The sequence below is a fragment of the Gilvimarinus algae genome (assembly GCF_030518215.1).
In the GTDB taxonomy this organism is placed as follows: domain Bacteria; phylum Pseudomonadota; class Gammaproteobacteria; order Pseudomonadales; family Cellvibrionaceae; genus Gilvimarinus; species Gilvimarinus algae.
Map to the genome: position 1 here is coordinate 64,398 of NZ_JAULRT010000052.1, position 24,867 is coordinate 89,264.

A 24,867-nucleotide genomic window follows, 5' to 3' on the forward strand; every position below is an offset into this window, starting at 1 on the left:
TGTGCCGGGATTTTTTTGCCGTTTAGTAGGCGTTTTTGATTTTCTCTATGCCAGGGGTGATGGCCCTAATCCATGCGGCGCGCGTGTCCGGGCAAAAGTAGGGGTCGTGTTTTTCCAGCGTCTGCAGCAGGGCGTCGAGCCAGTCGCTGTAATGGTGGGGCTGAATGTTGTAACCGCGACGCGAATGACTTTCTCCCAGAGCCTTGAGCTTGGTGTCGGGCAGGCCGCGGGCGTGAAGTACCAGTTGCATGATGCCGTTGCGAAGCAGGTGTCGCTGATTGCTCATGTCGGTTTTTTTGAACACCTGGCGAATGGCTTCTGATTTGGCCATAAAGCAATCGTAGAAATCCACGAAGAATGTGTCACGGTTGCAGCAGCGTCCATAGCTTTGAAACACAATATCTGGGTCACCCGGTCGCATCTCTCGTTCCAAAAAGTGCGAATACTAGCCCGAGCCGACCGAGCGCAGTTTGATGTGGATCAATTGTCGATGAGCGCCTGAAAATCAAGCGGCGCTAAACGCAAAAGCCCCGGCAAGGCCGGGGCTTTTGCGGGCGCGCTGAGCGCGAATAGCAGATTAACGGGCGCGATAGGTAATGCGACCTTTACTCAGGTCGTAGGGGGTCATCTCCACTTTTACCTTGTCGCCGGTGAGAATGCGGATGTAGTTTTTGCGCATTTTCCCGGAAATGTGTGCTGTCACCACATGGCCGTTTTCCAGCTTTACGCGGAAGGTGGTGTTCGGCAGTGTATCTATTACTTCACCTTCAAATTCGATATTGTCTTCTTTCGCCATTCGGCAGAGTCCTCAACTTGGCTTACATTCGTGCTGTTGGTGTGCGAAAAGGCGGCAATTGTGCCTGAAAAGTGCCGATTAGCCAAGGGCGAGGCCGATAAATGGTTAAAAAATCAGCGCTCAGGTACGTTTGGGAAGGAATTTACGGTTAATTGAGGCGAACCCAGCGCTTATTGACCAGCATCTCCAGCGGGCGGTACTGGGTTTTATAAGCCATCTTGCGACAGTGGCGAATCCAATAACCCAGGTACACATACTTCAGGCCCAGCGCATGGGCTTTTTCTATCTGCGCCAATATGGCGTAGGCTCCGAGGCTGCGCTTGCTCTGGCTGTCGTCGAAGAAGGTATAGACCGCTGACAGGCCATCGTTGAGCTGGTCGCACACCGCAACACCCACCAGTTGACCTTTTAGGCGATACTCGATGTAGCGGGTGGCACCCCATTCGGGACTGAGAAAGGTCTCGAATTGCTCCCGCGTGGGTGGGTACATGTCCCCGTCGCTGTGACGCGCATGGATATAGTCGGCGTAGAGCTGGTAGTGTTCGTCGGTGAAGATGTTGTCCACCAGTGCGATATCCAGATCGCTGTTGCGTTTGATGCAGCGCTTTTGACTGCGGCTGGGGCGAAATAGTTGGACGGGTATTCGACAGGAAATGCAGGCCTGACAACTGGCGCAGTGCGGGCGATAAAGGTGGCCGCCGCTGCGCCTAAAGCCCAGCTGGGACAGCTCGCTGTAAAGCGCCTGGTCGATGCGCGCCGCCGGGTCGATGAATACCGTGGTGGCTTCTTCACCTGCCAGATAGCTGCAGGGATGGGGGGCGGTGGCAAAGAGTTTTAAACTGGATAAGTCGCTCATACAGACCTCCGCCGGTTGCTACTGCTTACTACTCTAGTGGATTTATATGGCTTTGTCTGCCCCATAGGGTCGAGGGTACTGCAACTGCGCCCGCGCAGGCCACGCAGAGCGGCCGTCGGCACGGGCAAGGCACTCCAGGTGTTGGCGAAACGCTTCGCGTGGCATTTCCCTTGCGCCCATACGGAACAAATGGCCGCTGGCCACCTGACAGTCAATCAGCTTGAAGCCCCATCGCTCGAGATTCTGGCCCAGAGCGGCGAAAGCGATTTTCGAGGCGTTGTCTTTTCTCGAGAACATGGATTCGCCGAAAAAGACCTGTCCGAGCGCCAGGCCATAGAGCCCGCCGACCAGCTCGGTGCCCTCCCAGACTTCCACCGAGTGTGCGACTCCGAGGCGGTGGAGGTCGCAGTAGGCGGTGCGCATCTCAGAGGTGATCCAGGTGCCGCCGTCGACACGCCGCGGTGCGGCGCAGGCGTCTATTACCCGGTTAAAGGCCTGATCACAGCTCAGTCTATACGGGCGCTTGGCCATAAATTTTGCCAGAGAGCGGGAAATATGAATCTCGTTGGGAGCAATGACCGTGCGCGGGTCCGGGCTCCACCAGAGAATGGGTTGGTCGCACTCGTACCAGGGGAAAATGCCGCGGCAGTAGGCGTTGATCAGCCGCTCGGGGTGCAGATCGCCGCCACCGGCGAGCAGGCCGTCAGGTTCGTCGAGCGCGGTGTCGATGGGCGGGAACACCGATCGGTCGGGGCCCAGCCAGGGCAGTTGGATCATGGACGCTCCCAAGCCAGTGGTAAGTGCCAATAAAAACGGCGGCTCGCGGCCGCCGTTGACTATTGTACCCCATTGCCTTGCGCTGAACGGGGTGAGCGCGAGTGCGCGATCAGTCGTCCAGAAATTTCTCGGCGTCCAGGGCCGCCATACAGCCGAAACCGGCGGACGTGATGGCTTGGCGATAGACGTGGTCTGACACATCCCCTGCGGCGTAAACGCCCTCGACGCTGGTTGCAGTTGCCTTGCCTTCCAGGCCGCTCTTGATTTTGATGTAGCCGTCCTGCATGTCCAGCTGACCGGCAAAAATGTCGGTATTGGGCTTGTGACCGATGGCGATAAACACACCGGCAACATCGATCTCTGTCTGAGTGCCGGCTTCCAGATCGTTGAGTCTCAGGCCAGTCACGCCACTGTTATCGCCCAGCACTTCGTCCAGCGTGTGGTTCCACAGGATTTTGATGTTCTCTTTGGCAAACAGCTTATCCTGCAGAATCTTCTCCGAGCGGAGGGAGTCACGTCGATGGATCAGAGTCACTTCGCTGGCAATGTTGGATAAATACAGTGCCTCTTCCACCGCGGTATTGCCGCCCCCGACCACGGCCACTTTCTGGTCGCGGTAGAAAAAGCCGTCACAGGTGGCGCAGGCGCTCACGCCGCGGCCCATGAAGGCTTCTTCCGAGGCCAGCCCCAGATACTGTGCCGAGGCACCGGTGGCAATGATCAAGGCGTCGCAGGTATAAGTCTCTGTGCCCTTCAGGGTGAAGGGGCGCTTGGACAGGTCGGCCTCGTTAATGTGGTCGAACACCACCTGAGTGTCAAAACGTTCGGCGTGTTGCTGCATTTGCACCATCAGATCCGGCCCCTGCAGATCCGGTACGCCACCTGGCCAGTTTTCCACTTCAGTGGTGGTGGTCAATTGACCGCCTTGCTGCATGCCGGTGATCACAACGGGTTTGAGGTTGGCGCGGGCTGCGTAGATGGCAGCGGTATAGCCGGCCGGGCCGGAGCCCAAAATGATCAAACGGTGATGCTTTGCTTCACTCATTGTCTGTGGTCCTTGTTGGGATGAGGTAGGTCTGAATTGGCGTCAATCATAAGGGAATCAACCAGTGCGGGCAAAATTGTAGTCTTCAATGCACGGGATTGGTAATTTTTATCAGGCTGGTGGATGATATAGCTTGTTTGTGGGTAAGTCGCTGCGATTCGCCCGCCCGATGAATTACAATAGCCGGTCGGCAGAGCCCTTGAGCATAAAACGACGCCAGAGTTAATGGAGCTGAAACCGTTTGAGTAAAAAAGAAATAAAGCCATCGCCCGGCGCCAAAGTGGTCGAGAGCACGATGATGATTCGTATCCTGCGCGAGGGCGCCCTGATTGGCTTGGTGGCGGCCTGCGGCCTGATTTTATTGACCCTCATCAGTTACGATGCCGGCGACCCGGGGTGGTCGCGCACGGGGGAGAACACCCGTGTACAGAACGCCGGCGGCCCGGCAGGGGCCTGGCTGGCGGATGTGTTTTTCTCCCTGTTCGGCTACTTGGCCTTTCTCTTCCCGTTGATGCTTGGCTATCGTGCCTGGCTTATTTTCCGCGACCGTTCACACCCACCGGAGTTTGATGCTCTGTTGCTGGGGCTGCGCACCATAGGGTTGGTTTTAGTGATGGTGGCCGGGACCGGCCTGGCCGTGCTGCACATTGGTGGGCGCGAGTCTTCCCTGCCATTTTCTGACGGGGGCTACCTGGGCTTGTCGGTGGCCGAGGCCGTTGCCAGCGCTTTCAGCCATACCGGTGGAACCTTGCTTCTGTTGGCCATCTTTTTCTTTGGGTTGACCATCTTTACCGACTTGTCTTGGCTCGGACTGATGGATCGGATTGGCCTCGCGGTGCTGACGCTTTGGCGGCGTTCCGGAGAGGGTTTCATCCGCTGGCGCGCCTCGCGGGCGCAAAAGCGTGAGAGCGACAAGCAGCAGCGCGAGCGCCAGGTGGCCATAGAGACCCGTAAAAAAGTCGAGGCGAAGCGGGTGCCACCGACCATCACTGAGCCGGTTAAAAAGCCGGTGGCGAGCAAGCGCGTACAGCAGGAACGTCAGCCGTCGCTGTTTGACAAAGACGATACCCCTATAGGCGCTCTTCCCGCGATCAGCTTGCTGGACCCGCCGGACAAACACAGCGACAAGGCGTTTTCCAAAGAGTCGCTGGAGGCCATGTCCAAGCTGTTGGAGCTCAAGCTGAAAGATTTTGGCATTGAGATCGAGGTGACCTCGGTACAGCCGGGGCCCGTGGTGACGCGTTTTGAAATCAAACCGGCGCCCGGGGTGAAGGCGAGCCGCATTACCAACTTGGCAAAGGACTTGGCCCGCTCTCTGGCGGTGATCAGCGTGCGTGTGGTTGAGGTGATTCCCGGTAAATCGGTCATGGGTATTGAAATACCCAACGAGCACCGCGAGATGGTGCGCCTGAGTGAGGTGCTCGCCTCCGAGCCCTACGAGAGCGCTAAGTCCAGATTGACCATGGCCCTCGGGCACAATATCGCCGGTGAGCCGGTCATCGCCGATCTGGCGCGCATGCCGCACCTGCTGGTGGCCGGCACCACCGGCTCGGGTAAATCGGTGGGGGTGAACGTCATGCTGCTGTCGCTGCTGTACAAATCGGCGCCTAAGGATGTTCGTCTGATACTGGTGGATCCGAAGATGCTGGAGCTGTCGGTCTATGAGGGGATTCCGCACCTGCTTACCCCGGTGATCACCGACATGAACGATGCAGCCAATGGCCTGCGCTGGTGCGTGGGGGAAATGGAGCGACGCTACAAGCTGATGGCCGCCATGGGCGTGCGTAACCTGGCGGGTTTTAACCGCAAGGTGGAAGAAGCGGAAAAACAAGGCACACCGCTGACCGATCCGCTGTTTAAGCCCGATGAGCATTACGAGCCCGGTAGCGAGGAGGCGACGCCGCCCAACCTGGAAACCCTGCCGGCGATTGTCGTGGTAATCGATGAATTCGCCGACATGATGATGATTGTCGGTAAAAAAGTGGAACAATTGATTGCTCGCATTGCTCAAAAGGCGAGGGCAGCGGGCATTCATCTGATTTTGGCTACGCAGCGGCCATCGGTGGATGTGATCACGGGGTTGATCAAAGCCAATGTGCCAACGCGTATGGCGTTTCAGGTGTCCTCCAAAATTGACTCGCGCACCATCCTCGACCAGGGCGGTGCCGAGCAACTGCTGGGCCACGGCGACATGCTCTACCTGCCCCCCGGAACCAGCGTGCCCGAGCGTGTACACGGCGCCTTTGTGGACGATCACGAGGTGCATAAAGTTGTCGCGGATTGGAAAAAGCGCGGTGAACCCGATTATCTGGAAGGCGTGGTCGATGACAGCACCAACAGTATTCCTGTGCCCGGCTTGCCGGGAGGCGAGGGCGACAGCAGCGATGAAAGTGATTCGCTCTACGACGAAGCTGTGGCCTTTGTGATCGACTCTCGCAAAGCCTCTATTTCCGCCGTGCAGCGCAAACTGCGCATTGGCTATAACCGGGCGGCGCGTCTGATTGAAACCATGGAGGCGGCGGGTGTGGTTTCCTCCGCTGGCCATAACGGCAACCGGGAAGTTCTGGTGCCCAAGTCCTGATGGAGTGTGTATGACATTCAGAAAAATCCTGGCAAGCCTTGTGATGTTTTGCTGGCTGCCGGCGAGCCTGGCGCAAAGTGCCGGGGAGGAATTGACCAGCCGACTGGCGAACCTGGTGAGCCTGCAGGGGACATTTACGCAAGTGTTATTGGACGATGCCGGCAGGGAAATGGAGCGCAGTAGTGGTCGCTTTGTGATGCAAAAGCCCGGGCGCTTTTATTGGGAGACGCTGGAGCCATTCCCTCAGCAGTTGATTTCCAACGGCCAAACCATTTGGCTTTACGATCCCGATTTAATGCAAGTGACGGTGCGTCAGCTCGATGAGCAGCTTGAAAAAACACCGGCCCTTCTGTTGAGCCGCGACCCGAAGGCATTGACGACGGCCTACGATGTCAGCAAGGTGAAAGAGCAGGTTTACACCCTGACGCCGACCGAGAGCGAGCCCTTGTTTGTCTCTCTCACCATGACCTTTTCGGATACTGGCATCAGTGAAGTGTCGGTTGAGGATGGTCTGGGGCAGCGCACGGTCTTTTCCCTGACCGATACCCGCGTGAATCTGCCAGTGGATGAGAGCCTGTTTCACTTTAACGCTCCCGAGGGCGTGGATGTGCTGATCGACTGATATGAAGGACCTGTTTTCCGCAGAGCCCGTTCACCAGCCTCTGGCGGCGCGTATGCGCCCGCGCACACTGGATGATTACATCGGTCAAACCCATATTCTCGGGCCCGGCAAACCCTTGCGTGAGGCGGTGGATAAAGGACAGCTCCACTCTATGATTCTCTGGGGGCCGCCAGGGGTTGGCAAGACCTCCCTGGCGCGGCTGTTTGCCGAGCGCGCCGACGCTCGTTTCGAGACCCTCTCGGCGGTATTGTCCGGGGTCAAAGACATTCGCGCCGCCGTCCAGGTGGCGCAACAGGAGCGGCAGATGCGCGGGCGGCAAACGATTTTGTTTGTCGATGAGGTGCACCGTTTCAACAAGTCCCAGCAGGATGCGTTTTTGCCCTACGTGGAAGACGGCACCTTTGTGTTTATCGGCGCGACCACCGAAAACCCGTCCTTTGAGCTCAATAACGCGCTCTTGTCGCGCTGCCGTGTCTACGTGCTTCGGCCACTGGAGCAGGCTCAGGTGATTGCGGTTGTTCAGCAGGCGCTGACCGATTCCGAGCGGGGGCTCGGGCAGCAGCGGATACGCCTGGAAGAGGACAGTCTGACGCTGCTGACTAATGCCGCCGACGGCGATGCCCGCAAGTCCCTTAACTTGCTGGAAATCGCTGCCGACCTGGCCCCCGAGCGCGATGGCGTCAAGACCATAACCGAGACCGTGCTGGCCGAGGTGCTGGGCGGGGATGTCCGCCGTTTCGATAAGGGCGGCGACCTCTTTTACGAGCAGATTTCGGCCATGCACAAGGCTGTGCGTGGCTCCTCGCCCGATGGCGCGCTCTACTGGCTGGCGCGTATGCTCGACGGCGGTTGCGACCCCCTCTATATCGCCCGCCGGGTGGTTCGTATGGCCAGCGAAGATATCGGTAACGCCGATCCCCGGGGCTTACCGCTGGCGCTCGCTGCCTGGGATACTCAAGAGCGTCTTGGCAGCCCTGAGGGCGAGTTGGCCATTGCGCAGGCGATTACCTATCTGGCCTGCGCTGCGAAAAGCAACGCCGTGTATAATGCATTTAATCAAGCCATGAGCGATGTGCGTGCCGACCCAGGCTACGAGGTGCCTATGCATCTTCGAAACGCGCCCACCAGCCTGATGAAATCCATGGAATATGGCGCGCAATACCGGTATGCGCACGATGAACCTGGCGCCTATGCCGCGGGAGAAAACTATTTGCCGCAGGCGATTGCCGAGCGCCGCTATTATCAGCCCGTCGATCGCGGTCTGGAGCAGAAGATCGCTGACAAGCTCAGGCACCTGCGCTCGCTGGATGCGGCGAGTGAGTTCAAACGCTACCAGAAGGACTGACTATGCAGTGGCTGTTTGTCGCCGCCGGCGGCGCGCTGGGGGCTATGGCGAGATTCTTTATTACCGTCCATCTGTACCCGGTTACGGGGAATAAGTTTCCACTTGGCACTTTGGTGGTGAATCTGCTCGGCTGCGCCGCTGTGGCCGTTTTCTATGTGCTGATCGTCGAAAAAGCGCTGCTGGCACCTTACTGGCGCCATCTTATTGTCACCGGCTTTCTCGGCGCGTTGACCACTTTTTCCACCTTTTCTCTAGACGCGCTGCTGCTGTGGCAAAACGGCCTGCACAGTGTGGCGTTTTTTTACGTGCTCGCGAACCTTGTTGGCTGCCTGCTGGTAGTCTGCGGCTCGTGGTATTTGGTCAACTTTGTGTTATCTTAACCGCCCTTTAAAATCCGCCATTCAACCGTAAAAAGTCATTGATATGCTAGATCCCAAATTGATTCGCGCCAACCTCGAAGAGGTTGCCCAAGGGCTCGCCAAGCGAGGGTTTACCTTGGATGTAGAGCTGCTGCGTTCGCTCGAAGAGGAGCGCAAGGCCATCCAAATCAAAACGGAAAACCTCCAGTCAGAGCGCAATAGCCGCTCCAAAAACATTGGCAAGGCGAAAGCCGCCGGCGAGGACATTGCGCCTCTGATGTCACAGGTGGAGCAGCTCAAACAGGATCTGGCGGCCGCTGAGGCCGAGCTGCACCTTGTGCAGCAAAATCTCGATGACTACCTCAGCGGGGTGCCCAATATCCCCGCCGCTGAGGTGCCAGAGGGGGCCAGCGAAGACGACAACGTCGAGGTTAGGCGCTGGGGCAAGCCCCGCGAGTTCGACTTTGAAGTTAAGGATCATGTGGACCTCGGAGCCGAGCTCTCGGGGCTGGACTTTGACACGGCCAGCAAGATCACCGGTGCGCGTTTTGCCGTGATGAAAGGCGGTATTGCCAGGTTGCACCGTGCCCTGATTCAGTTGATGCTGGACACGCATCTCGCTGAGCACGGTTACGAAGAGGTCAATGTGCCTTATATCGTCAACGCGGACTCACTCTTTGGCACCGGGCAGCTGCCCAAGTTTGAAGAAGATTTGTTCAAGCTCAACGACGAGCGCGGCTTTTATCTGATTCCGACCGCCGAAGTTCCCGTGACCAACTTATTGCGCGATACCCTGCTCGATAAAGAGGCGACGCTGCCACTCAAGTTTGTCGCGCACACGCCCTGTTTCCGCTCAGAGGCCGGCAGCCACGGCCGCGATACGCGCGGCATGATTCGCCAGCACCAGTTTGAGAAGGTCGAGCTGGTACAGTTTGTTAAACCGGAGCAATCGGATGAGGCTCTTGAGGCTCTGACCGGTCACGCCGAGGCGATATTGCAAAAGCTGGGTTTGCCCTATCGTACTGTGATTCTCTGCGGTGGCGACATTGGGTTTTCTTCGGCGAAGACCTACGATATCGAGGTTTGGGTCCCGTCGCAGAACAAGTACCGCGAAATCTCCTCTTGCTCCAATTTCCGCGATTTTCAGGCGCGTCGCCTGAAAGCGCGCTATCGTGACCCGGAGACCGGCAAGCCCGCGCTCCTGCACACCCTCAATGGTTCTGGCCTGGCTATTGGCCGCACCTTACTCGCCGTGCTGGAAAACTATCAGCAGGCCGATGGCAGTGTATTGGTGCCCGAGGCGCTGCAGCCCTACATGGGTGGCCTGACCCGGATCGGCGGCTAGTCGCTATGGAGTATTTCCCTTTCTTTATGCGCTTGCGCGGCCAGCGGGTGCTGCTGGTGGGAGGAGGGGATATTGCCACACGCAAGGCGCGCCTGCTGCAAAAAGCCGGTGCCGTCCTGCAGGTGGTTACCGTGCACGTCGATCCCGAGCTGCGCGATTTGGTGGAGGCCTCAGGTGGTCAAGTGTCGCTGCGCGAGTACTGCGTCGAGGATCTCGACGGCGTGGTGCTGGCGGTTGCCGCCACCGACTCTGCCAGTGTCAATCAGCAAATCTCAGAGCAAGCCCGCCAGCGCTCTCTGCCGGTCAATGTGGTGGATAGCCCTGAACTGTGTACGGTGATTACCCCTGCGATTGTCGACCGCTCGCCTCTGGTGATTGCCATTTCCAGTGGTGGCGAGGCACCGGTACTGGCGCGGATGGTCAGGGCCAAGCTCGAGCGTCTCTTGCCTCTGAGTTATGGTCGCCTGGCCGGTTTGGCCAGCCGCTTTCGCGAAGCAGTGAAAGGCAAATTCGCGACGGGCGATGAGCGCCGGCGTTTTTGGGAAAAGGTGCTTGAGGGCCCCGTAGCCGAACAGGTCTACGCTGGCAATGACCAGCGCGCCGACCAGTTGCTGGAAGAGCAGCTGGCTATGGAGTCTGATGACATACGCACGGGCGAAGTCTACTTGGTCGGTGGCGGCCCGGGTGATCCGGAGTTGTTGACGTTAAAAGCGCTCAGGCTTATGCAACAGGCCGAAGTCGTGCTCTACGATCGCCTGGTCTCGTCTCAAGTACTGGAGCTGGTCAGGCGCGATGCCGACCGGATTTATGTGGGCAAGCGTCGCAGTGAGCACAGTATGCAGCAGCCTGCGATCAATCAGTTACTCGTTGATCTGGCTCGTCAGGGCAAGCGGGTACTGCGCCTGAAAGGCGGCGACCCGTTTATCTTTGGCCGAGGCGGTGAAGAAATAGAACTTCTTGCTGAACACCGGATTCCCTTTCAGGTAGTACCGGGTATTACCGCCGCCTCCGGTTGCGCTGCCTATGCCGGTATTCCCCTGACACACCGAGACTGTGCCCAGTCAGTGCGGTTTATCACCGGCCACCTGAAAAACGACAACCCCAATCTTAGCTGGCCAGAATTGGCACTGCCGGGTCAGACTCTGGTGTTTTATATGGGGCTGCTCGGCCTTGAGCAAATCGCTCACGAACTGGTGGCCAACGGGCGCGATGCAGCCACTCCCGTCGCTTTGGTGGAAAAGGGGACAACCGCTGAGCAGCGGGTAATTGTCAGTGATCTTGCCGGTATTTCCGTTAAAGTTGCCGAGAGCGATGTCAAGGGTCCTACCTTGATCATCGTCGGTGAAGTGGTGGCGCTGCGCCACAAGCTGGACTGGTTTACCCCTCAATAGTGGTACAAAGTGTGTACCTTTTGGCAAATTTGATGGTCAAAGGTCAATGATTGACCGGCGCGGCCGATAGTCTTAAGCAAGTACAGTCACTCAAAGGGTTTACTATGGTCTATCTCGGGCCAATCACCCGCCTGATTCCAGTCTCTAAGCCCAAGCCAAGTACGGGTTATGAGCCGGATCGGGATCTGGTGATCGACAAACAGCTCCCTGAGCATCGCCCTCCCGTGGTGGAGAGGCGTCGCGGTGACCGCCGTCGCCGCGACCGCGACCCTGTACTCGATTCGCGCTCCGGTAAAGACCGGCGCCGCAATCACCGCCCCAATATCGATATTGAGGTGTAACGGCAGCCCTCCCAGATTCTCTGTACACTGTTGCCAACCTTGGCCTAACTGACTTGTAACGGAGAGATCAATGAATCATTACGACCTGCTGGTTATCGGTGCTGGCTCCGGCGGGGTGCGCGCCAGCAGAATCGCTGCCGGCCTCGGCGCCCGCGTCGCCGTGGCGGAAGAGCGAGCCCTGGGTGGCACCTGTGTCAATCTTGGCTGCGTGCCGAAAAAACTGTTCGTCTACGGCTCGCAGTTCAGCGAACAATTCGCCCACGCCGCTGGTTACGGCTGGCAGTTAGAGGGCGCGAGTTTCGACTGGGCGCAACTGCGCGATAACAAGACCCGTGAGATCGAGCGTTTAAACGGCGTCTATGATCGATTGCTCACTGATGCCGGCGTCGAGCTGCTGCGCGGCCATGCACGGATTCTCGGCCCTCAGGAGGTCGAGGTCGGTGATAAACGCTACCGCGCGGATAAAATTCTAATCGCCGTGGGAGGCTGGCCCTTTGTCCCGGATTTTCCCGGGCGTGAGCATGTGATCAGCTCCAATGAGGTGTTTTATCTGGATGAGCTGCCCAGGGCCATGGTAATCGTCGGTGGTGGCTATATCGCCTGTGAATTTGCCAGCATCTTTAATGGCCTTGGAGTGCAGACTCATTTGCTCTACCGCCGGGACTTGTTTTTGCGCGGCTTTGACAAAGACGTTCGCGAGCTTATGGCGCAGCAGATGGCCGCCAAAGGCGTGCACTTGCATTTTAATACGGATGTCGAGCGCGTTGAGCGCCAGGCGGATGCCGAGCTCGCGGTACACACGGATACCGGCGAGACACTTCGTGTGGGGCAGGTCATGTACGCCACCGGGCGCAAGCCTTTGCTGGATAATCTCGGGCTGGAAAATACCCGGGTAGAACTCAACAAGCAGGGCGCCATCGAGGTCGATGACGATTTTCGTACCGCTGAACCCTCGATCTATGCGATTGGCGATGCCGTTGGCCGCAAAGAGTTGACACCGGTGGCGCTGGCAGAGGGGATGGTACTGGCGCGTCGCCTCTATGGCGCCGACCAGTTCAGAGAAGGCGAGTTGGCCGTCAACTATCAGAACATCCCGACGGCGGTGTTCACCCAGCCCAATATTGCCACCGTGGGACTGAGCGAAGAGGAGGCGGGCAAAGAGGGGTGGGATGTCAACGTGTACAAAGCACAGTTCACGCCTTTGCCCCTGACATTGACCGACAGCGACGAAAAGGTCATGGTGAAGCTCATTGTCGATAAAGCCAGCGACCGGGTGCTGGGTTGCCATATGGTCGGTCAGGACGCGGGTGAGATTATTCAGGGGCTGGCAGTGGCGATGACCGCTGGCGCCACCAAGGCTGATTTTGACCGGACCATTGGCATTCATCCCACGGTGGCCGAGGAGTTTGTCACCTTGAGAACGCCAGTGACCAGCGCTGGCTCGTCATAAAGTCGCAATATTCAACGATAAGAATGACTCCCCATGAGAGGCTTGCGGGCGTTGACAACACTTGCGATACTCTGCGGCGGATTGATAAGTCCGACTACTTTACGAAAGGAGATCACTATGGCTTCGCGTTCCATGCGTTTGGCGGCCGGTTTCGGCGCCGTGGTTTTATCATTGGCAGGCTTTCAGGCAGAGGCTCGTGACGACGGACTGATGCTGCCGGTTGAGGACGTGCTTACCGAGTACGCGGACCGGCTCGACAGCGATGTGAAGTTTTACTTTGGCAAGCAGTCTTATCCAACGCCGTCGAAAAAGCTCGGTGAGTATGTGACCAACAAGAAAACCAATGCGTTTAACAAGTCCGACGAAGAGGCCTGCCGCTGGGTCATGCTGTCAGCTCTGTTGCAACTGCAGGAGAGGGCGCAGTCCGAAGGTGGGAACGCCGTTGTCGATATTCGCAGCTACTACAAAAAAAATGAGGTGAGCAGTGAGACCGAGTATGAGTGCCACGCCGGAAACATTATGGCGGGCGTTGCTCTGATCGGCCGTGTGGTGAAAATTGACTGATCCCGCTGGGCCAATCCCAAAAAAAGCGCTCTCAGGAGCGCTTTTTTTATGGCCGTCTTTTCCATTGTGCCAGCGCTCTGCCTTGTTGTGGGGCGGGAGAAAAATAATGCACCGCCTGTTCTGCTTGCATAAGGTGCGCGACCGCTGCGTTACTTTGAGGCGATTTACGCGTCCTTGTGAATAAAATGGTGCGCCTGTCGGCACCCCGTTCCAGTTCGGTCGTTACTGCTCTGCTTTTGTGTAATTTTTTTCTTGCTCTGTTAACTCTTTGTTTCGGCTGCGTTTATTTAATTTCTTAGCAACCTGTTTGTGCGGTGGCATATGCCTTGCTCTGGGGCCTCTAGCGGCGGTGAGCTCGCAAAGCATGACAAAAGCCACGCACAAAAAATGCTCACAGTTGTTCGATAAATGACAGAGGCCCAAACAAGGGCACGGCGGGAAGAAAACACCGACCAATACAAGAGCTAGGAGACGAACAATGAAACAACGACTGATTGGCCTGACGGGGGCATTGGGGTTAGCGAGCAGCCTGGGAGCGTTCGCCAATACAGAGGCGGCCAGCGTGAAAGAGGCGCTGGTGGACGCGGACATTAAACTTAATCTTCGTTTGCGCTACGAGGACGTCAGTTGGGATGGGCTGGAGGATTCGGATGCCTTAACTTTGCGCACGCGCTTGAGCTACACATCGGGGGACTACGAAGGTTTTGGAGTCATGCTCGAAATGGATGATGTGCAGGCCATTACCGATGCGGATTATCGCACGGCGCCAAATGACCCAATGAATCCCGGTACCGCCGTGATTCCAGACCCGGAAGGAACCGAGGTCAATCAGGCCTATCTGTCCTATCGCGGCTTCGGCTCATCCACTTTGAAATACGGTCGCCAGCGTATCTTACTGGACAACCAACGCTTTGTGGGAGGTGTGGGCTGGCGTCAGAACGAGCAGACCTACGACTCCTTTTCGCTGACCAATACAGCCTTGGATAATACCACCGTGTTTTACGCCTACTTGTACAACGTCAACCGAATTTTCGGCGAGGACAACCCGATTGGTGATCATAAACACGAGTCTCACCTGCTGAACCTGAACTATGCGGGTTGGCAGGCAGGCAGCTTATCCGCTTACGCATATCTGCTCGACAATCAGTCCGCGGCGGCTCTTTCCAGCGATACTTATGGTGCTCGCTGGGCCGGAAAAATTGGCGAGTCTGCGACCTATACCTTAGAGTACGCGCGCCAATCGGACGCTGCCGATAATCCGGTTTCCTACGACGCTGATTACCTGCTGGCAGAAGCCGGTATGGCCTTGGGGCCGATAAACGTGGGCGCGGGCTACGAGCTTCTTGGTTCGGACGAGGGCAAGGCGGGCTTTACCACCTCTTTAGCCACCCTGCATAAATTTCAGGGTTGGACCGATCGCTTTTTGACAACGCCGGCGGCGGGTGTGGAGGATATCTACTTAAGTGCAGCGGGAGCTTTGGCCGGGGTCAAATTGTTTGCCGCTTATCACCAGCTCGCGTCTGATTACGGCAGTGTCGATTATGGGCAGGAATTGGATGTGTCGGCGGCCAAGGCCTTTGGCCCGGTGACGGTGTTGGTGAAGTATGCCGATTACCAAGCCGATGACTTTGGTTCAGATACTCAGAAATTTTGGGTTATGCTCAACGCCACCTTCTGAGGTGGCGTCAGGCTAAACAACGAAAGCTGGCCAGTGTTCGTCAAGTGGATGATTCACCGGATGTCTTCTGCCATTGGCCCGGCGCTTTTGCCGCCGGGTTATTCACAACCAGTTTCACGTTCAACGCCGCTCTTTGCTCTCTGTCGGCTCGTCGGGGGGTAGCTCCAACTCCAGGCTTTCATCCGTTGCCGGTTTGCCGGGCCTTACCGAGTGCCAAAATCCAGTGTGATTGAGTTGCCGCCAAGCCCACGGCAGCCAGCGGGTCAGGGCAAAGGCCAGCCACAGAGACCACAGCAGCATGGTCAACCGATAGCTCCACATGGGTAGGCTAACTACCCATGCAGTGGGCAGGGCGCCCGTTGCGCGATCGCTGTACCAGATCAGTTGATGTGCGTGGGAGCCGTTACCGGTGACCAGCATTTCCGGCTGCGCCAGCAGGCCGTGGGGTATGGTGCTGGCAGTGGCCGCCAGGGCCAGTAAACCAAACACCATAAGCCCGATTTGCAGGGGGTTGAAGTAAGCGCCCAGACGGACAGCGCTTGTGCGTCCGCGCAGGGTCATGGCGATAAACCAACTGGCCAGTAGCATCAGCACAAAGGCGTTGAAGGTGATTACGCCGAGGCTCAACACAATCCACTCCCAGGTTCTGAGAGGCGTCAGCTGAGTGCGCGCGAGTCCGACGGCGAGTATCAATACAACAATCAGCACGCCCCACAGCAATACGGCCGGCCCGATCTGCGGACCGCCCGTAGCGAGTACCCAACGGTCTTGAGGTAGGTTGAGTTGCACTGTGTTGTTGGCGGCCGGGTAACCAAGTGCAACCGGTTCCGAGCGTGTCAAAGCCGTGAGCGTCGACGGTGCGCGCCAATTCAGGGTCAGGGACTGAGTGTTTGCATTGATGGGAACGCGAATAGCGCCCGAGGTCTTCCCCGGCGGCAGTTCCCGACCGTCAATCGAGAGTGCTGTCAGCTCGGCGGCCTCGGGCAAGGTAAATTCAAACTGCCCGCCCTGATGGGTTTCAATACCGAGGGTGAGGGTCGTGGTTTGCTGGCGCTCTCCCAGGTGTTGAAGCAGCTCGCTGCGCGTGATGACCAGTGTATCGCCGGGCAGAGCGGCGGGGCGGGAAACTTCGATACGCAACTCATCGCCTGGGCGTGGCAGCCATCGTACCTGTTGAGCGGAGACCACCTTAGTGGCAGCAGACTCGGTGCTCAGGTGCCATACGGGTGAAGCTTGCAATGACCAGACAGAGTAGTAGCGGGCGTCGGCTTCGGGCGCGCTCAAGGTGAGTGACGAAACCTCATCCAGGCTCGACTGCCAACTGAAACTCGACGCCTGTGGCGCCAGGTACACCGGCAGAGCCCGGTCGCTGTATTTGAGGTCGGTGAGCGGCGTTTCACCGGGCAGCAGGGTGATGGCGACACTGAGGCTTTGGTCGGTGGGTGCAAGGCGGACAACCCGGGTGGTCATGGTCCAGTCGAGACCAAAATTCAAGTGTCGTTCTACTCGTACCAGCGGTTGAATATCGCTCGGTGGCAGTTGAGTCTCGGTCTTGGCGCCCGCTTGTGCGCCCTCACGGTTCAATTGCAGGTGCTGCTTTTCGCTGGTGCGGCTCGTCAGGCGCCAGCCCTGCAGCTGGGTTTCGATATTGTGCGCGGGTAAGGCGAAATTCAAATCTACCTGTTGCAGCGGCTCGACAGATGCTTCGAGCTCCAGTGTGTGTCGGCCGGCAGGCAGGGCCAGAAGGAGCTCTCCGCCCTCGCTACGCCCAAGTATCGCGGCTTTGCCATTCAGGCGCACCTGATGCGGCCACCATTGATTTTGCTGCGCGGGCAGGGGCAGAGCGACAAACTGCTCTGCGTGCAGCTCCAGTGTCAGCGCCAGCCGTTGATGATCGACGCGCAGGGCGGCACTCGCGATGGCAGCGCACTCGGGCAGGCAAGGTGCAGGGCGCAAGAGGCGCTGTTCCAGCTCGCTCAGCAGGCTCTGGTCGATCAGCACTTGGGCCTGTACCGATTTGTCCGGCATACAGAGCGCAGCCAGTACCAGAGCCGCCACGCCCGGCAGGCGCCTGCGAGCCTGCGACGGCAGCGGTGCGCGCTTGAGCAGCAGCATACCGAGCAACACAGGGCCAAGAATAGCGAGCAGATGGCCGATACGATCGAGCAGCGGGCCCACGAGAATCAGCCGTGTGCTCTGCGAAGGGTCGACCGGTCCACTCCAGCTCAACTGTGCCCGGTTCCAGTGCCAGTCCATGGGGGCTGGGCCCGCCTGAACTTTTTGCTCCGGGTCGTAATCGGTGTTGACTCTGGCCGGTGCGGGGGCATTTACCTTAGCGTTCGACATGCTTCTCCTTACCTCTGCATCCGCTTCGTACTCCGGCATGCTGATATCGCTGATGCGTAAGCTTTCAGCTTCGCCCCCCGATTTTTTCTCGTACTGTTGCGTGTTGTAGTGCTCAAGCTGGGGGTAGACGGCGAGCCGCGCCTGGTCGGTGATATAAGGCAGCAGAATCAGGGCGAGGATGGCGAAGCTCGCCAGGGTGTAATACTCCAGCCACTGGCGCCAGCGCTCGGAGACGAAGCGCCCCAGCGCCAGGCAAACACCCAGATTGAGCCATATCAGAAGAGGTGCGTTGGTCCGCTGATAGATAAGCACAATCACCGCCAGGGCGAACAAGCCGAGTAGCGGTGAACCGGCGCGTCCCAGGGTGACGGCAATCAGCAAAATCAAAAAAATATCCCAGAGGTTGAAGGCATCGAGCCAGACGCCGGATAAGGTGTCGGCGCCCGTGGCCGCCAGCAGGGACCAGCCTGGCGGCAAATGTACCCAGGTGTCTAGGCTCTGAAAGCTGGTCTGCCAGCCCGACGCTGGCAAGTGTGCCGAGCGCTCAAGTCTCGCCCTTGCCAGCAAGTCGAGCTCGCTGCTGCGAAGCTCAATGCCGGCTGCCTCGGCGCCGGGTAGGCGCGTGACCACCAGCGGACTCCCCTGGTTACTGGCACTGCCGAGCTCCACTTGTGGATGCGTTGTTAGCCTGGCGTGAGGGCCGAGCTCGCCCCTCGCTCTGTCTTCAACCGTGAAAGCCTCGCCGGAGAAGTCCAGCCAGAGGTGTTTGGTCAGGGTGAGTGAGTGGCTTTTATCCCCCGTGACCCGGTGTAACTCGCGAACGCTCAGCTGAGTATCCGGCGTGAGCAGATAAGCCGGGTGACCCTGCCACTGCCCGGGCATTTGTGTCTGAGCCGGATCAATGGCTGCCGCTCCGGTGAGCTCGACGCTGCGCAATTGCGGCGCACTGACAAAGCTCCAGATTTCCTGCTCGGGCCAATCTGTGCTCGAGCGGGTGAAGCCCAGCGCCGCCGGCGGTGCCAGGGTGTACGCGTGGCTGGTGACTTGCCAGCGGCCGGGGCGTAGCAGAACGCGCAAATTGCCGGCTGTGTCCATCCGTGCGGGCAGGGGGCTTTCAAGCGAGCGCAGCTGGAAACCCGCGGGCAAAGTGTTCGGCAAGGTGATTTCGCGCTCCTGCCCGCTCACATGGAGGTCAATAGAAGTTGTCAATTCGAAGGGGGTGCCGTCACTGGCCAGTCGGAACACCTTGATGTCCAGGCTCTGCGGGCTTTGCGTGTTGGTGCTGCGCGGGGTTTGTTGCAGCACCAGGCGGCCGTTCTCGAGCTTGACCGGAATCTGTGAGCCTGTCACGTCGGTGGGAGTGATCAAGGCCGTATCCGTGGGTATGGCGAGGGTGCGCGGGGCGGCTGCCCAGGTAAATTCGCCGCGAATGAGATGTTGGCCAACGGGCAACAGTATCCGGGGTTGTCCGTGGGCGCGGGTTACGGTCACAGGTTTGCCGTTTGCGGTGACCTTGTCGGGCCAGTGCTGATCGTCGCCCGGCAGCGTCAGGTGGCTCTCACGGTAGAGGCTCGCCTCGAGAATGAACTGCGCGCCCTTATCGTTCAGCGAGAGTGCCAGCGAGCTTGGCCAGTGGCAGAGCCGTGTGGCGTCTGCGCGCTGGGGGCAGTCCAGCTCCGGGTGCTGGGAGAGAACCCAGGGGCGCCAGTTGTCTAATTCGGGAGGGGTGTAGGTCTCGCCAGCGCGGGCGGCCAAGTTCAGGCAGAGAAGAGCCAGACACAGAAATTGCATGAATGTGCGTGGGGCCATAAGTGCGTCCTGTCACCAATTTGAGCCGCTACCATAGCACAGCGGGCGAGAAATCCGGGTAATAAAAAAAGGCCCCGAAGGGCCTTTGGGGGCGAGCTGGCTGGCGTTTTATGCCGGGTAGTCGCGCTTGGTGTAGCCTGTGTAGAGCTGGCGTGGGCGCCCGATCTTGTAGGGCTTGCTGACCATTTCGTCCCAGTGGGCGTACCAGCCAACCGCGCGGCCGGTAGCGAAAATCACAGTGAACATCTCTGTGGGGATGCCCATGGCTTTCATAATGATGCCGGAGTAAAAGTCCACGTTGGGGTAGAGCTTTTTCTCGATAAAGTACTCGTCTTCCAGGGCGATTTTTTCCAGCTTTTTGGCAATGGCCAGCAGCGGGTCGTTTTCCAAACCGAGCTCTGACAGCACTTCATCGGCGGCTTGCTTCATGACCTTGGCGCGCGGGTCGAAGTTCTTGTAGACGCGGTGACCAAAACCCATCAGGCGGAAGGGGTCCGACTTGTCTTTGGCCTTGGCGACATAGGTGTCAATGTTGTCGACGGAGCCAATTTCTTCGAGCATATTTAACACCGCTTCATTGGCACCGCCATGGGCTGGGCCCCAAAGGGTGGAGATGCCGGCGGCGATGGCTGCGAAGGGGTTGGTGCCCGAAGAGCCCGACAGGCGCACGGTGGAAGTAGAGGCGTTTTGCTCGTGATCGGCGTGCAGAAGGAAAATGCGGTCCATGGCTTTGGCCAGTACCGGGCTGACCTTGTCGTCGACCGACTTGCCGAAGGTCATGTTCAGGTAGTTGGCGGCGTAGTCCAGCGCTGTGTTGGGCTCGACCGTGTCTTCGCCTTTCAGGTGCTTGTAGGTCATGGCCGCCAAGGTGGGCATCTGACCGATCAAGCGGTAGGCGGTCTTTTCACGATCTGCTTCTTTAGTAATATCGATCTCTTCGTGATAAACCGCGGCCAGTGCGGCCACTGCGCTGCACATAACCGCCATGGGGTGAGCGTCTTTGGCAAAGCTTTGAATCAGGTTGGCAACGGAGGGGGCAACGAAGGAGTTATCTTTTACGGCTTGGACAAACTGTTGTTTTTGTTCGGCGTTGGGCAGTTCGCCCTTCAGAAGCAGATAACAGGTTTCCAGGTAATCGGAGTGCTCTGCCAGCTGGTCAATAGGGTAGCCGCGGTGCAGCAAAACGCCCTTGCCACCGTCGATAAAGGTGATTTGAGACTCACATGAGGCGGTGGACATAAAGCCCGGATCGTAAGTAAAAAAACCGTTTTTGGTCAGGCTGGTGACATCAATAACGTTTGGACCTACGGCGCTTTCATAAATCGGCAGCTCTACCGACGTGTCCTGGCCGTCGACCGTTAAACGTGCTTTTTTGTCAGTCATTACGGACTCCTGTAGTTACTTGTCGAGCTCGGCGAGCGATTGGCCGAACTAAAAAATCAGTGACGCACAACCGAATGATTCCCGACCCGAGGGTAGCAGGAGGTTGGTCAGCACACTTTAGTAAGGGTTGGGGGCGAGTTGGCGGCGCTTGGCCTGTCCGGTGACTCACTCACCACAGGTGTTGCTGCGGCTCTACAGAGCTCTTGCTGTTGGCCTGCCCGCCGATAAAAGGTCATTCGAGGGCCGGCGGGCGCTATTGTGGCTCCTGTTTATTACATCATTCAGGCAACACTTTCCGCGACAGTGGCGAGCGACCCCACCTTGCCGTCAGGAGGCGGCATTATAGATGAGATTCCACCGCGAGGCATAGCTTTGACATCCAATAGGCGATTTTTTGCGTAGATTTCGGTGCGCTAGGGGTTGCTTTGAACGGTCTGCGCTTGATCTTGGTGCGCGGCCGTCGTCCGAAGTGGGGCGCGAGCGTGAAAATGCACATTGCTGGCGCACTTGTAGGGTGCGAATTGCCGGTAAAATGGTGGGGAAGTGCTTGGAAAATCAGCAAAAAACCAAACTTGGGCGGCTGGGTTTTTATTTGTGTTTCACCGGTCAAATCCCTATAATACGCCGCGACTTGCAGGATGCGACTGGGAAAGAATCCGCTGTGCACTTTTTTGGCGCGCCTGGCGCCTGTTTCGGCACTACGTTCTTCCCTCGCGGGTATCCCCCAGACGCTGATTCTTCAAACCGGCCCCTCCGGGCTCAAAGGTGATTAGCTACCGTGAACAAAAAAAGACCTGTCAATCTCGAGCTTTCAACCATCAAGTTTCCGATAACCGCACTGGTTTCCATTACTCACCGGATTTCCGGCGTGTTTTTGTTTGCCGGGGTGGCGGTGTTGCTGTGGATGCTCGATTCCAGCCTGCGCTCCGAGGAAGGCTTTGCTGCCGTCCAGGATGCGCTGTCACATCCCGTTTGTAAATTCATCCTCTGGGCGGTGCTTGCCGGCCTGGCGTATCACTCAGCCATGGGGGTGCGTCACCTGATCATGGACTGTGGTGTGGGTGAGAGCTACGAGGGCGGTCGCCTGGGTGCCAAGCTGGCGCTGGTGGCGGCGGTTGTATTGATTGTGTTGGCAGGAGTCTGGGTATGGTAACAGCAATTACAAATTTGGGTCGCAGTGGTCTCTACGATTGGCTGATTCAGCGCCTCAGCGCTGTGGCCATGACCGCTTACGTGGTTTTTCTGGTCATTTATCTGGTGGCCAATCCCGAGCTGAGTTTCGAGCAGTGGCGGACGCTGTTTGATCAGTTGTGGATGCGGGTGTTTAGCCTGATCACACTGATTTCTATTCTCGCGCACGCCTGGATCGGCCTCTGGGCTGTCCTGACCGACTACATTACTCCCATGACGCTCGGTGGCAAGGCCACCGCGGTTCGCGTGTTTGTCCAGGTTGTGCTGGGCATAGTGGCGATCACCTATGCCGTCTGGGGTTTCGAAATTCTCTGGGGGCTTTGATTCATGGCTAATATGCGTACGATTTCATTTGACGGTATCGTCATTGGCGGCGGCGGAGCCGGCATGCGCGCTGCGCTGCAGCTAGCGCAATCTGGCTACAAAACGGCTGTGATTACCAAGGTCTTTCCGACCCGCTCGCACACCGTGTCTGCCCAGGGCGGCATTACCTGTGCGATCGCCAGTGCGGATCCCCAGGACGACTGGCGCTGGCACATGTATGACACGGTCAAAGGCTCCGATTATATCGGCGATCAGAGTGCTATTGAATACATGTGCTCTGTGGGGCCCGAGGCGGTGTTTGAGCTCGAGCACATGGGGCTGCCTTTCTCGCGTACCGACAACGGTCGCATCTATCAGCGCCCGTTTGGCGGCCAGTCGAAGGACTTCGGTCGAGGCGGTCAGGCCGCGCGTACCTGTGCGGCGGCTGACCGCACCGGTCACGCCTTGCTGCACACCCTTTATCAGCAAAATGTTCAGAACAACACCGTGTTTTTGAACGAGTGGTTTGCGGTTGATCTGGTAAAAAACCAGGACGGTGCCGTGGTTGGTGTTATCGCCATTAACATTGAAGACGGCGAAGTGGTCTTCGTTAAATCCAAGGCGACCGTCTTCGCCACAGGTGGCGCCGGGCGCATTTACGCCTCGACCACCAATGCCCATATCAATACCGGTGACGGTATCGGCATGGCGCTTCGCGCTGGCTTTCCGGTGCAAGACATTGAAATGTGGCAGTTCCACCCCACCGGTATTTATGGTGCCGGCACTCTAGTGACTGAAGGTTGTCGCGGTGAGGGCGGCTACCTGATCAATAAAGACGGCGAGCGCTTCATGGAGCGCTATGCGCCCAACGCCAAAGATCTGGCGGGCCGCGACGTGGTGGCGCGCTCAATGGTGCTCGAAATTCTAGAAGGACGCGGCTGCGGTGAAAACGGCGATCACGTTTACCTCAAGCTCGATCATTTGGGCGAGGAAACCCTGAACGCCAAGTTGCCGGGTATTTTGGAGCTGTCGCGCACCTTTGCCCACGCCGACCCGGTCAAGGAACCTATCCCGGTTGTGCCGACTTGTCACTATATGATGGGCGGAATCCCCACCAATATCAGCGGCCAGGCTCTGACTCAGGACGCCGACGGCAACGATCAGATCATTCCGGGTTTCTATGCCTGTGGTGAGGCGGCGTGCGTATCCGTGCACGGCGCCAACCGTCTTGGCGGTAATTCGCTGTTGGATCTGGTGGTGTTCGGCCGCGCTGCCGGCCTGTACATCGAAAAGAGCCTGCGTGAGGGCATTGATCTGCGTGAGCCGAGCGAGTCCGATATCGAAGCGGCGATGGCGCGCCTGGATCGTCTCAATAACTCTCAGGGCGGTGAGTCCACGCCGGCGTTGCGCACCGAGCTGCAGAATGTCATGCAGAATCACTTTGGTGTGTTCCGCAAAGGCGAATTTATGGAAGAGGGCATCAAGAAGCTGGCCGACCTGCGTGAGCGCATTGCCAATGTGACTCTGGCGGATAAAAGCAACGCCTTTAACACCGCACGGATCGAGGCGCTGGAGCTGCAAAACTTGCTGGAAGTGGCCGAAGCCACCGCCATCGCGGCCGAGGAGCGCAAGGAATCTCGCGGCGCGCACGCCCGCGAGGATTTCCAGGAGCGTGACGACGAGAACTGGCTGTGTCACTCCATGTTTTTCCCGGCTGACAAGCGCGTGGGCAAGCGCAGCGTGAATTTTGCGCCTAAGTCCATGGACGCCTTCGAGCCCAAGGCTCGCACTTACTAACGGGGTGGGTAGATTATGTTGAAAGTTGAAGTGTATCGCTATAACCCGGAGTCCGACTCCGCGCCCTACATGAAGACCTACGAGTTCGACGCTCAGGGTAAAGACTTGATGGTGCTGGATGTCATGGAGCAGCTCAAGGCGCAGGATCCGAGCCTGACCTATCGGCGCTCTTGCCGCGAAGGCGTTTGCGGCTCAGACGGCGTGAATATCAATGGTAAGAACGGCCTGGCCTGTATTACGCCCTTATCCGAATGCGTCAAGGGTAACAAGCTGGTGTTGAGACCCTTGCCGGGTCTGCCTGTGATTCGCGATCTGGTTGTGGATATGTCGCAATTCTACGAGCAATACAAGAAAATTGAGCCCTATTTGCAAAACGACAGTCCCGCACCGGCCATTGAGCGGTTACAATCCCCAGAGGACCGCGCCAAGCTCGACGGCCTCTATGAGTGTATACTTTGCGCCTGTTGTTCGACCAGTTGCCCGTCTTTCTGGTGGAATCCGGATAAATTTATCGGTCCGGCGGGTCTGCTGCAGGCCTATCGGTTTTTGGTGGACAGCCGTGACGAGGCCACCGAGGCGCGCTTGTCCAAGCTGGATGACCCCTTCAGCGTATTCCGCTGTCACGGCATCCAAAACTGTGTGGCGGTGTGCCCCAAGGGTTTGAACCCGACCCGGGCCATCGGTCACATCCGGTCGATGTTGCTGCGCAGCGCAACCTAGCCGGATACTTTATGCGCAACGAGTAACACAAATGCGCTGCCTGGGGGCTTAGCCGCCTGCAGCGCATTTGCGTATGTGCCAGACTCTGAATTGGCACACTAAGCGGCGCCTCCGGCCACAAGCTGGACGCGTTATTGGAAGCTAACTGCTAGTCATAGCAGGGGAGCC

Annotated in this window: 22 protein-coding genes; 15 read left to right on the forward strand and 7 right to left on the reverse strand. The window is 58.0% G+C overall.

Annotated elements, in window-relative coordinates; genetic code table 11:
- Positions 1 to 22: 22 nt before the first annotated feature.
- The 5 genes from QWI16_RS07725 to trxB form a co-directional block, all read right to left on the reverse strand.
- The gene (locus QWI16_RS07725) at positions 23 to 421 is read right to left on the reverse strand and encodes a globin (protein WP_302712221.1); all 399 of its coding nucleotides are present in this window, start codon (positions 419 to 421) and stop codon (positions 23 to 25) included.
- Between the two features lie 156 nt (positions 422 to 577).
- The gene (infA, locus tag QWI16_RS07730; protein WP_049722125.1) at positions 578 to 796 is read right to left on the reverse strand and encodes a translation initiation factor IF-1; all 219 of its coding nucleotides are present in this window, start codon (positions 794 to 796) and stop codon (positions 578 to 580) included.
- A gap of 148 nt (positions 797 to 944) precedes the next feature.
- Positions 945 to 1,652, reverse strand: a complete 708-nt coding sequence (locus tag QWI16_RS07735) for an arginyltransferase (protein WP_302712222.1) — start codon at positions 1,650 to 1,652, stop codon at positions 945 to 947.
- Between the two features lie 42 nt (positions 1,653 to 1,694).
- Positions 1,695 to 2,429, reverse strand: a complete 735-nt coding sequence (gene aat / locus QWI16_RS07740) for a leucyl/phenylalanyl-tRNA--protein transferase (RefSeq protein ID WP_302712223.1) — start codon at positions 2,427 to 2,429, stop codon at positions 1,695 to 1,697.
- Positions 2,430 to 2,538: 109 nt separating this feature from the next.
- Positions 2,539 to 3,474, reverse strand: coding sequence for a thioredoxin-disulfide reductase (gene trxB, locus QWI16_RS07745; protein ID WP_302712224.1), 936 nt, complete (start codon positions 3,472 to 3,474; stop codon positions 2,539 to 2,541).
- Positions 3,475 to 3,769: 295 nt separating this feature from the next.
- Between trxB and QWI16_RS07750 the strand changes: the two genes are divergently transcribed.
- The 10 genes from QWI16_RS07750 to QWI16_RS07795 all read left to right on the forward strand — a co-directional run bounded on the left by QWI16_RS07750 (position 3,770) and on the right by QWI16_RS07795 (position 15,150).
- A complete protein-coding gene (locus QWI16_RS07750) occupies positions 3,770 to 6,055 on the forward strand; it encodes a DNA translocase FtsK (RefSeq protein WP_302713157.1) in 2,286 nt (761 codons plus the stop codon).
- Positions 6,056 to 6,065: 10 nt separating this feature from the next.
- Positions 6,066 to 6,677 carry an outer membrane lipoprotein periplasmic chaperone LolA gene (gene lolA, locus QWI16_RS07755; RefSeq protein ID WP_302712225.1) on the forward strand — a complete coding sequence of 204 codons (612 nt, stop codon included), beginning with the start codon at positions 6,066 to 6,068 and terminating at the stop codon, positions 6,675 to 6,677.
- 1 nt (position 6,678) lies between these two features.
- The gene (locus tag QWI16_RS07760; protein ID WP_302712226.1) at positions 6,679 to 8,022 is read left to right on the forward strand and encodes a replication-associated recombination protein A; all 1,344 of its coding nucleotides are present in this window, start codon (positions 6,679 to 6,681) and stop codon (positions 8,020 to 8,022) included.
- Between the two features lie 2 nt (positions 8,023 to 8,024).
- The gene (gene crcB, locus QWI16_RS07765) at positions 8,025 to 8,402 is read left to right on the forward strand and encodes a fluoride efflux transporter CrcB (RefSeq protein ID WP_302712227.1); all 378 of its coding nucleotides are present in this window, start codon (positions 8,025 to 8,027) and stop codon (positions 8,400 to 8,402) included.
- Between the two features lie 43 nt (positions 8,403 to 8,445).
- Positions 8,446 to 9,726 (forward strand): serine--tRNA ligase, encoded by a 1,281-nt coding sequence (gene serS / locus QWI16_RS07770; RefSeq protein WP_302712228.1) that lies wholly within the window; start codon positions 8,446 to 8,448, stop codon positions 9,724 to 9,726.
- Between the two features lie 5 nt (positions 9,727 to 9,731).
- Positions 9,732 to 11,117, forward strand: coding sequence for a siroheme synthase CysG (cysG, locus tag QWI16_RS07775; RefSeq protein WP_302712229.1), 1,386 nt, complete (start codon positions 9,732 to 9,734; stop codon positions 11,115 to 11,117).
- A gap of 104 nt (positions 11,118 to 11,221) precedes the next feature.
- Positions 11,222 to 11,458 (forward strand): hypothetical protein, encoded by a 237-nt coding sequence (locus QWI16_RS07780; protein WP_302712230.1) that lies wholly within the window; start codon positions 11,222 to 11,224, stop codon positions 11,456 to 11,458.
- A gap of 70 nt (positions 11,459 to 11,528) precedes the next feature.
- Entirely contained in the window at positions 11,529 to 12,908 is a 1,380-nt protein-coding gene (gorA, locus tag QWI16_RS07785) for a glutathione-disulfide reductase (protein ID WP_302712231.1), read from the forward strand.
- 117 nt (positions 12,909 to 13,025) lie between these two features.
- Positions 13,026 to 13,472 (forward strand): excinuclease ATPase subunit, encoded by a 447-nt coding sequence (locus tag QWI16_RS07790; RefSeq protein WP_302712232.1) that lies wholly within the window; start codon positions 13,026 to 13,028, stop codon positions 13,470 to 13,472.
- Between the two features lie 478 nt (positions 13,473 to 13,950).
- On the forward strand, positions 13,951 to 15,150 hold the full coding sequence (locus QWI16_RS07795) for an alginate export family protein (protein WP_302712233.1): 1,200 nt from the start codon (positions 13,951 to 13,953) through the stop codon (positions 15,148 to 15,150).
- A 120-nt stretch (positions 15,151 to 15,270) separates the two neighbouring features.
- Here the strand turns inward: QWI16_RS07795 and QWI16_RS07800 are convergent, their stop codons facing one another.
- Both QWI16_RS07800 and QWI16_RS07805 read right to left on the reverse strand, forming a co-directional pair.
- A complete protein-coding gene (locus QWI16_RS07800; RefSeq protein WP_302712234.1) occupies positions 15,271 to 19,305 on the reverse strand; it encodes a hypothetical protein in 4,035 nt (1,344 codons plus the stop codon).
- Between the two features lie 108 nt (positions 19,306 to 19,413).
- On the reverse strand, positions 19,414 to 20,688 hold the full coding sequence (locus tag QWI16_RS07805; RefSeq protein ID WP_302712235.1) for a citrate synthase: 1,275 nt from the start codon (positions 20,686 to 20,688) through the stop codon (positions 19,414 to 19,416).
- A gap of 425 nt (positions 20,689 to 21,113) precedes the next feature.
- Here QWI16_RS07805 and QWI16_RS07810 point away from each other — a divergent pair, with 425 nt between their 5' ends.
- From QWI16_RS07810 to QWI16_RS07830, 5 genes are all read left to right on the forward strand, one after another.
- A complete protein-coding gene (locus tag QWI16_RS07810; protein WP_302712236.1) occupies positions 21,114 to 21,308 on the forward strand; it encodes a hypothetical protein in 195 nt (64 codons plus the stop codon).
- A gap of 158 nt (positions 21,309 to 21,466) precedes the next feature.
- Entirely contained in the window at positions 21,467 to 21,841 is a 375-nt protein-coding gene (gene sdhC / locus QWI16_RS07815) for a succinate dehydrogenase, cytochrome b556 subunit (RefSeq protein ID WP_302712237.1), read from the forward strand.
- The gene (gene sdhD / locus QWI16_RS07820; protein WP_302712238.1) at positions 21,835 to 22,203 is read left to right on the forward strand and encodes a succinate dehydrogenase, hydrophobic membrane anchor protein; all 369 of its coding nucleotides are present in this window, start codon (positions 21,835 to 21,837) and stop codon (positions 22,201 to 22,203) included. The genes sdhC and sdhD overlap by 7 nt, the downstream gene beginning before the upstream one ends.
- 3 nt (positions 22,204 to 22,206) lie before the next feature.
- A complete protein-coding gene (gene sdhA, locus QWI16_RS07825) occupies positions 22,207 to 23,979 on the forward strand; it encodes a succinate dehydrogenase flavoprotein subunit (protein ID WP_302712239.1) in 1,773 nt (590 codons plus the stop codon).
- A gap of 15 nt (positions 23,980 to 23,994) precedes the next feature.
- Positions 23,995 to 24,699, forward strand: coding sequence for a succinate dehydrogenase iron-sulfur subunit (locus tag QWI16_RS07830; protein ID WP_302712240.1), 705 nt, complete (start codon positions 23,995 to 23,997; stop codon positions 24,697 to 24,699).
- Positions 24,700 to 24,867: the final 168 nt, after the last annotated feature.

Coding starts and splice junctions, on each gene's coding strand:
- QWI16_RS07800 (WP_302712234.1), bottom strand. CDS start 19,305: ATGGCCCCACGCACATTCATGCAATTTCTGTGTCTGGCTCTTCTCTGC.
- trxB (WP_302712224.1), bottom strand. CDS start 3,474: ATGAGTGAAGCAAAGCATCACCGTTTGATCATTTTGGGCTCCGGCCCG.
- QWI16_RS07750 (WP_302713157.1), top strand. CDS start 3,770: ATGATGATTCGTATCCTGCGCGAGGGCGCCCTGATTGGCTTGGTGGCG.
- crcB (WP_302712227.1), top strand. CDS start 8,025: ATGCAGTGGCTGTTTGTCGCCGCCGGCGGCGCGCTGGGGGCTATGGCG.
- sdhA (WP_302712239.1), top strand. CDS start 22,207: ATGGCTAATATGCGTACGATTTCATTTGACGGTATCGTCATTGGCGGC.
- QWI16_RS07790 (WP_302712232.1), top strand. CDS start 13,026: ATGGCTTCGCGTTCCATGCGTTTGGCGGCCGGTTTCGGCGCCGTGGTT.
- QWI16_RS07830 (WP_302712240.1), top strand. CDS start 23,995: ATGTTGAAAGTTGAAGTGTATCGCTATAACCCGGAGTCCGACTCCGCG.
- cysG (WP_302712229.1), top strand. CDS start 9,732: ATGGAGTATTTCCCTTTCTTTATGCGCTTGCGCGGCCAGCGGGTGCTG.
- QWI16_RS07725 (WP_302712221.1), bottom strand. CDS start 421: ATGCGACCGGGTGACCCAGATATTGTGTTTCAAAGCTATGGACGCTGC.
- gorA (WP_302712231.1), top strand. CDS start 11,529: ATGAATCATTACGACCTGCTGGTTATCGGTGCTGGCTCCGGCGGGGTG.
- sdhD (WP_302712238.1), top strand. CDS start 21,835: ATGGTAACAGCAATTACAAATTTGGGTCGCAGTGGTCTCTACGATTGG.
- serS (WP_302712228.1), top strand. CDS start 8,446: ATGCTAGATCCCAAATTGATTCGCGCCAACCTCGAAGAGGTTGCCCAA.
- QWI16_RS07760 (WP_302712226.1), top strand. CDS start 6,679: ATGAAGGACCTGTTTTCCGCAGAGCCCGTTCACCAGCCTCTGGCGGCG.
- QWI16_RS07805 (WP_302712235.1), bottom strand. CDS start 20,688: ATGACTGACAAAAAAGCACGTTTAACGGTCGACGGCCAGGACACGTCG.
- QWI16_RS07735 (WP_302712222.1), bottom strand. CDS start 1,652: ATGAGCGACTTATCCAGTTTAAAACTCTTTGCCACCGCCCCCCATCCC.
- QWI16_RS07780 (WP_302712230.1), top strand. CDS start 11,222: ATGGTCTATCTCGGGCCAATCACCCGCCTGATTCCAGTCTCTAAGCCC.
- aat (WP_302712223.1), bottom strand. CDS start 2,429: ATGATCCAACTGCCCTGGCTGGGCCCCGACCGATCGGTGTTCCCGCCC.
- QWI16_RS07795 (WP_302712233.1), top strand. CDS start 13,951: ATGAAACAACGACTGATTGGCCTGACGGGGGCATTGGGGTTAGCGAGC.
- lolA (WP_302712225.1), top strand. CDS start 6,066: ATGACATTCAGAAAAATCCTGGCAAGCCTTGTGATGTTTTGCTGGCTG.
- infA (WP_049722125.1), bottom strand. CDS start 796: ATGGCGAAAGAAGACAATATCGAATTTGAAGGTGAAGTAATAGATACA.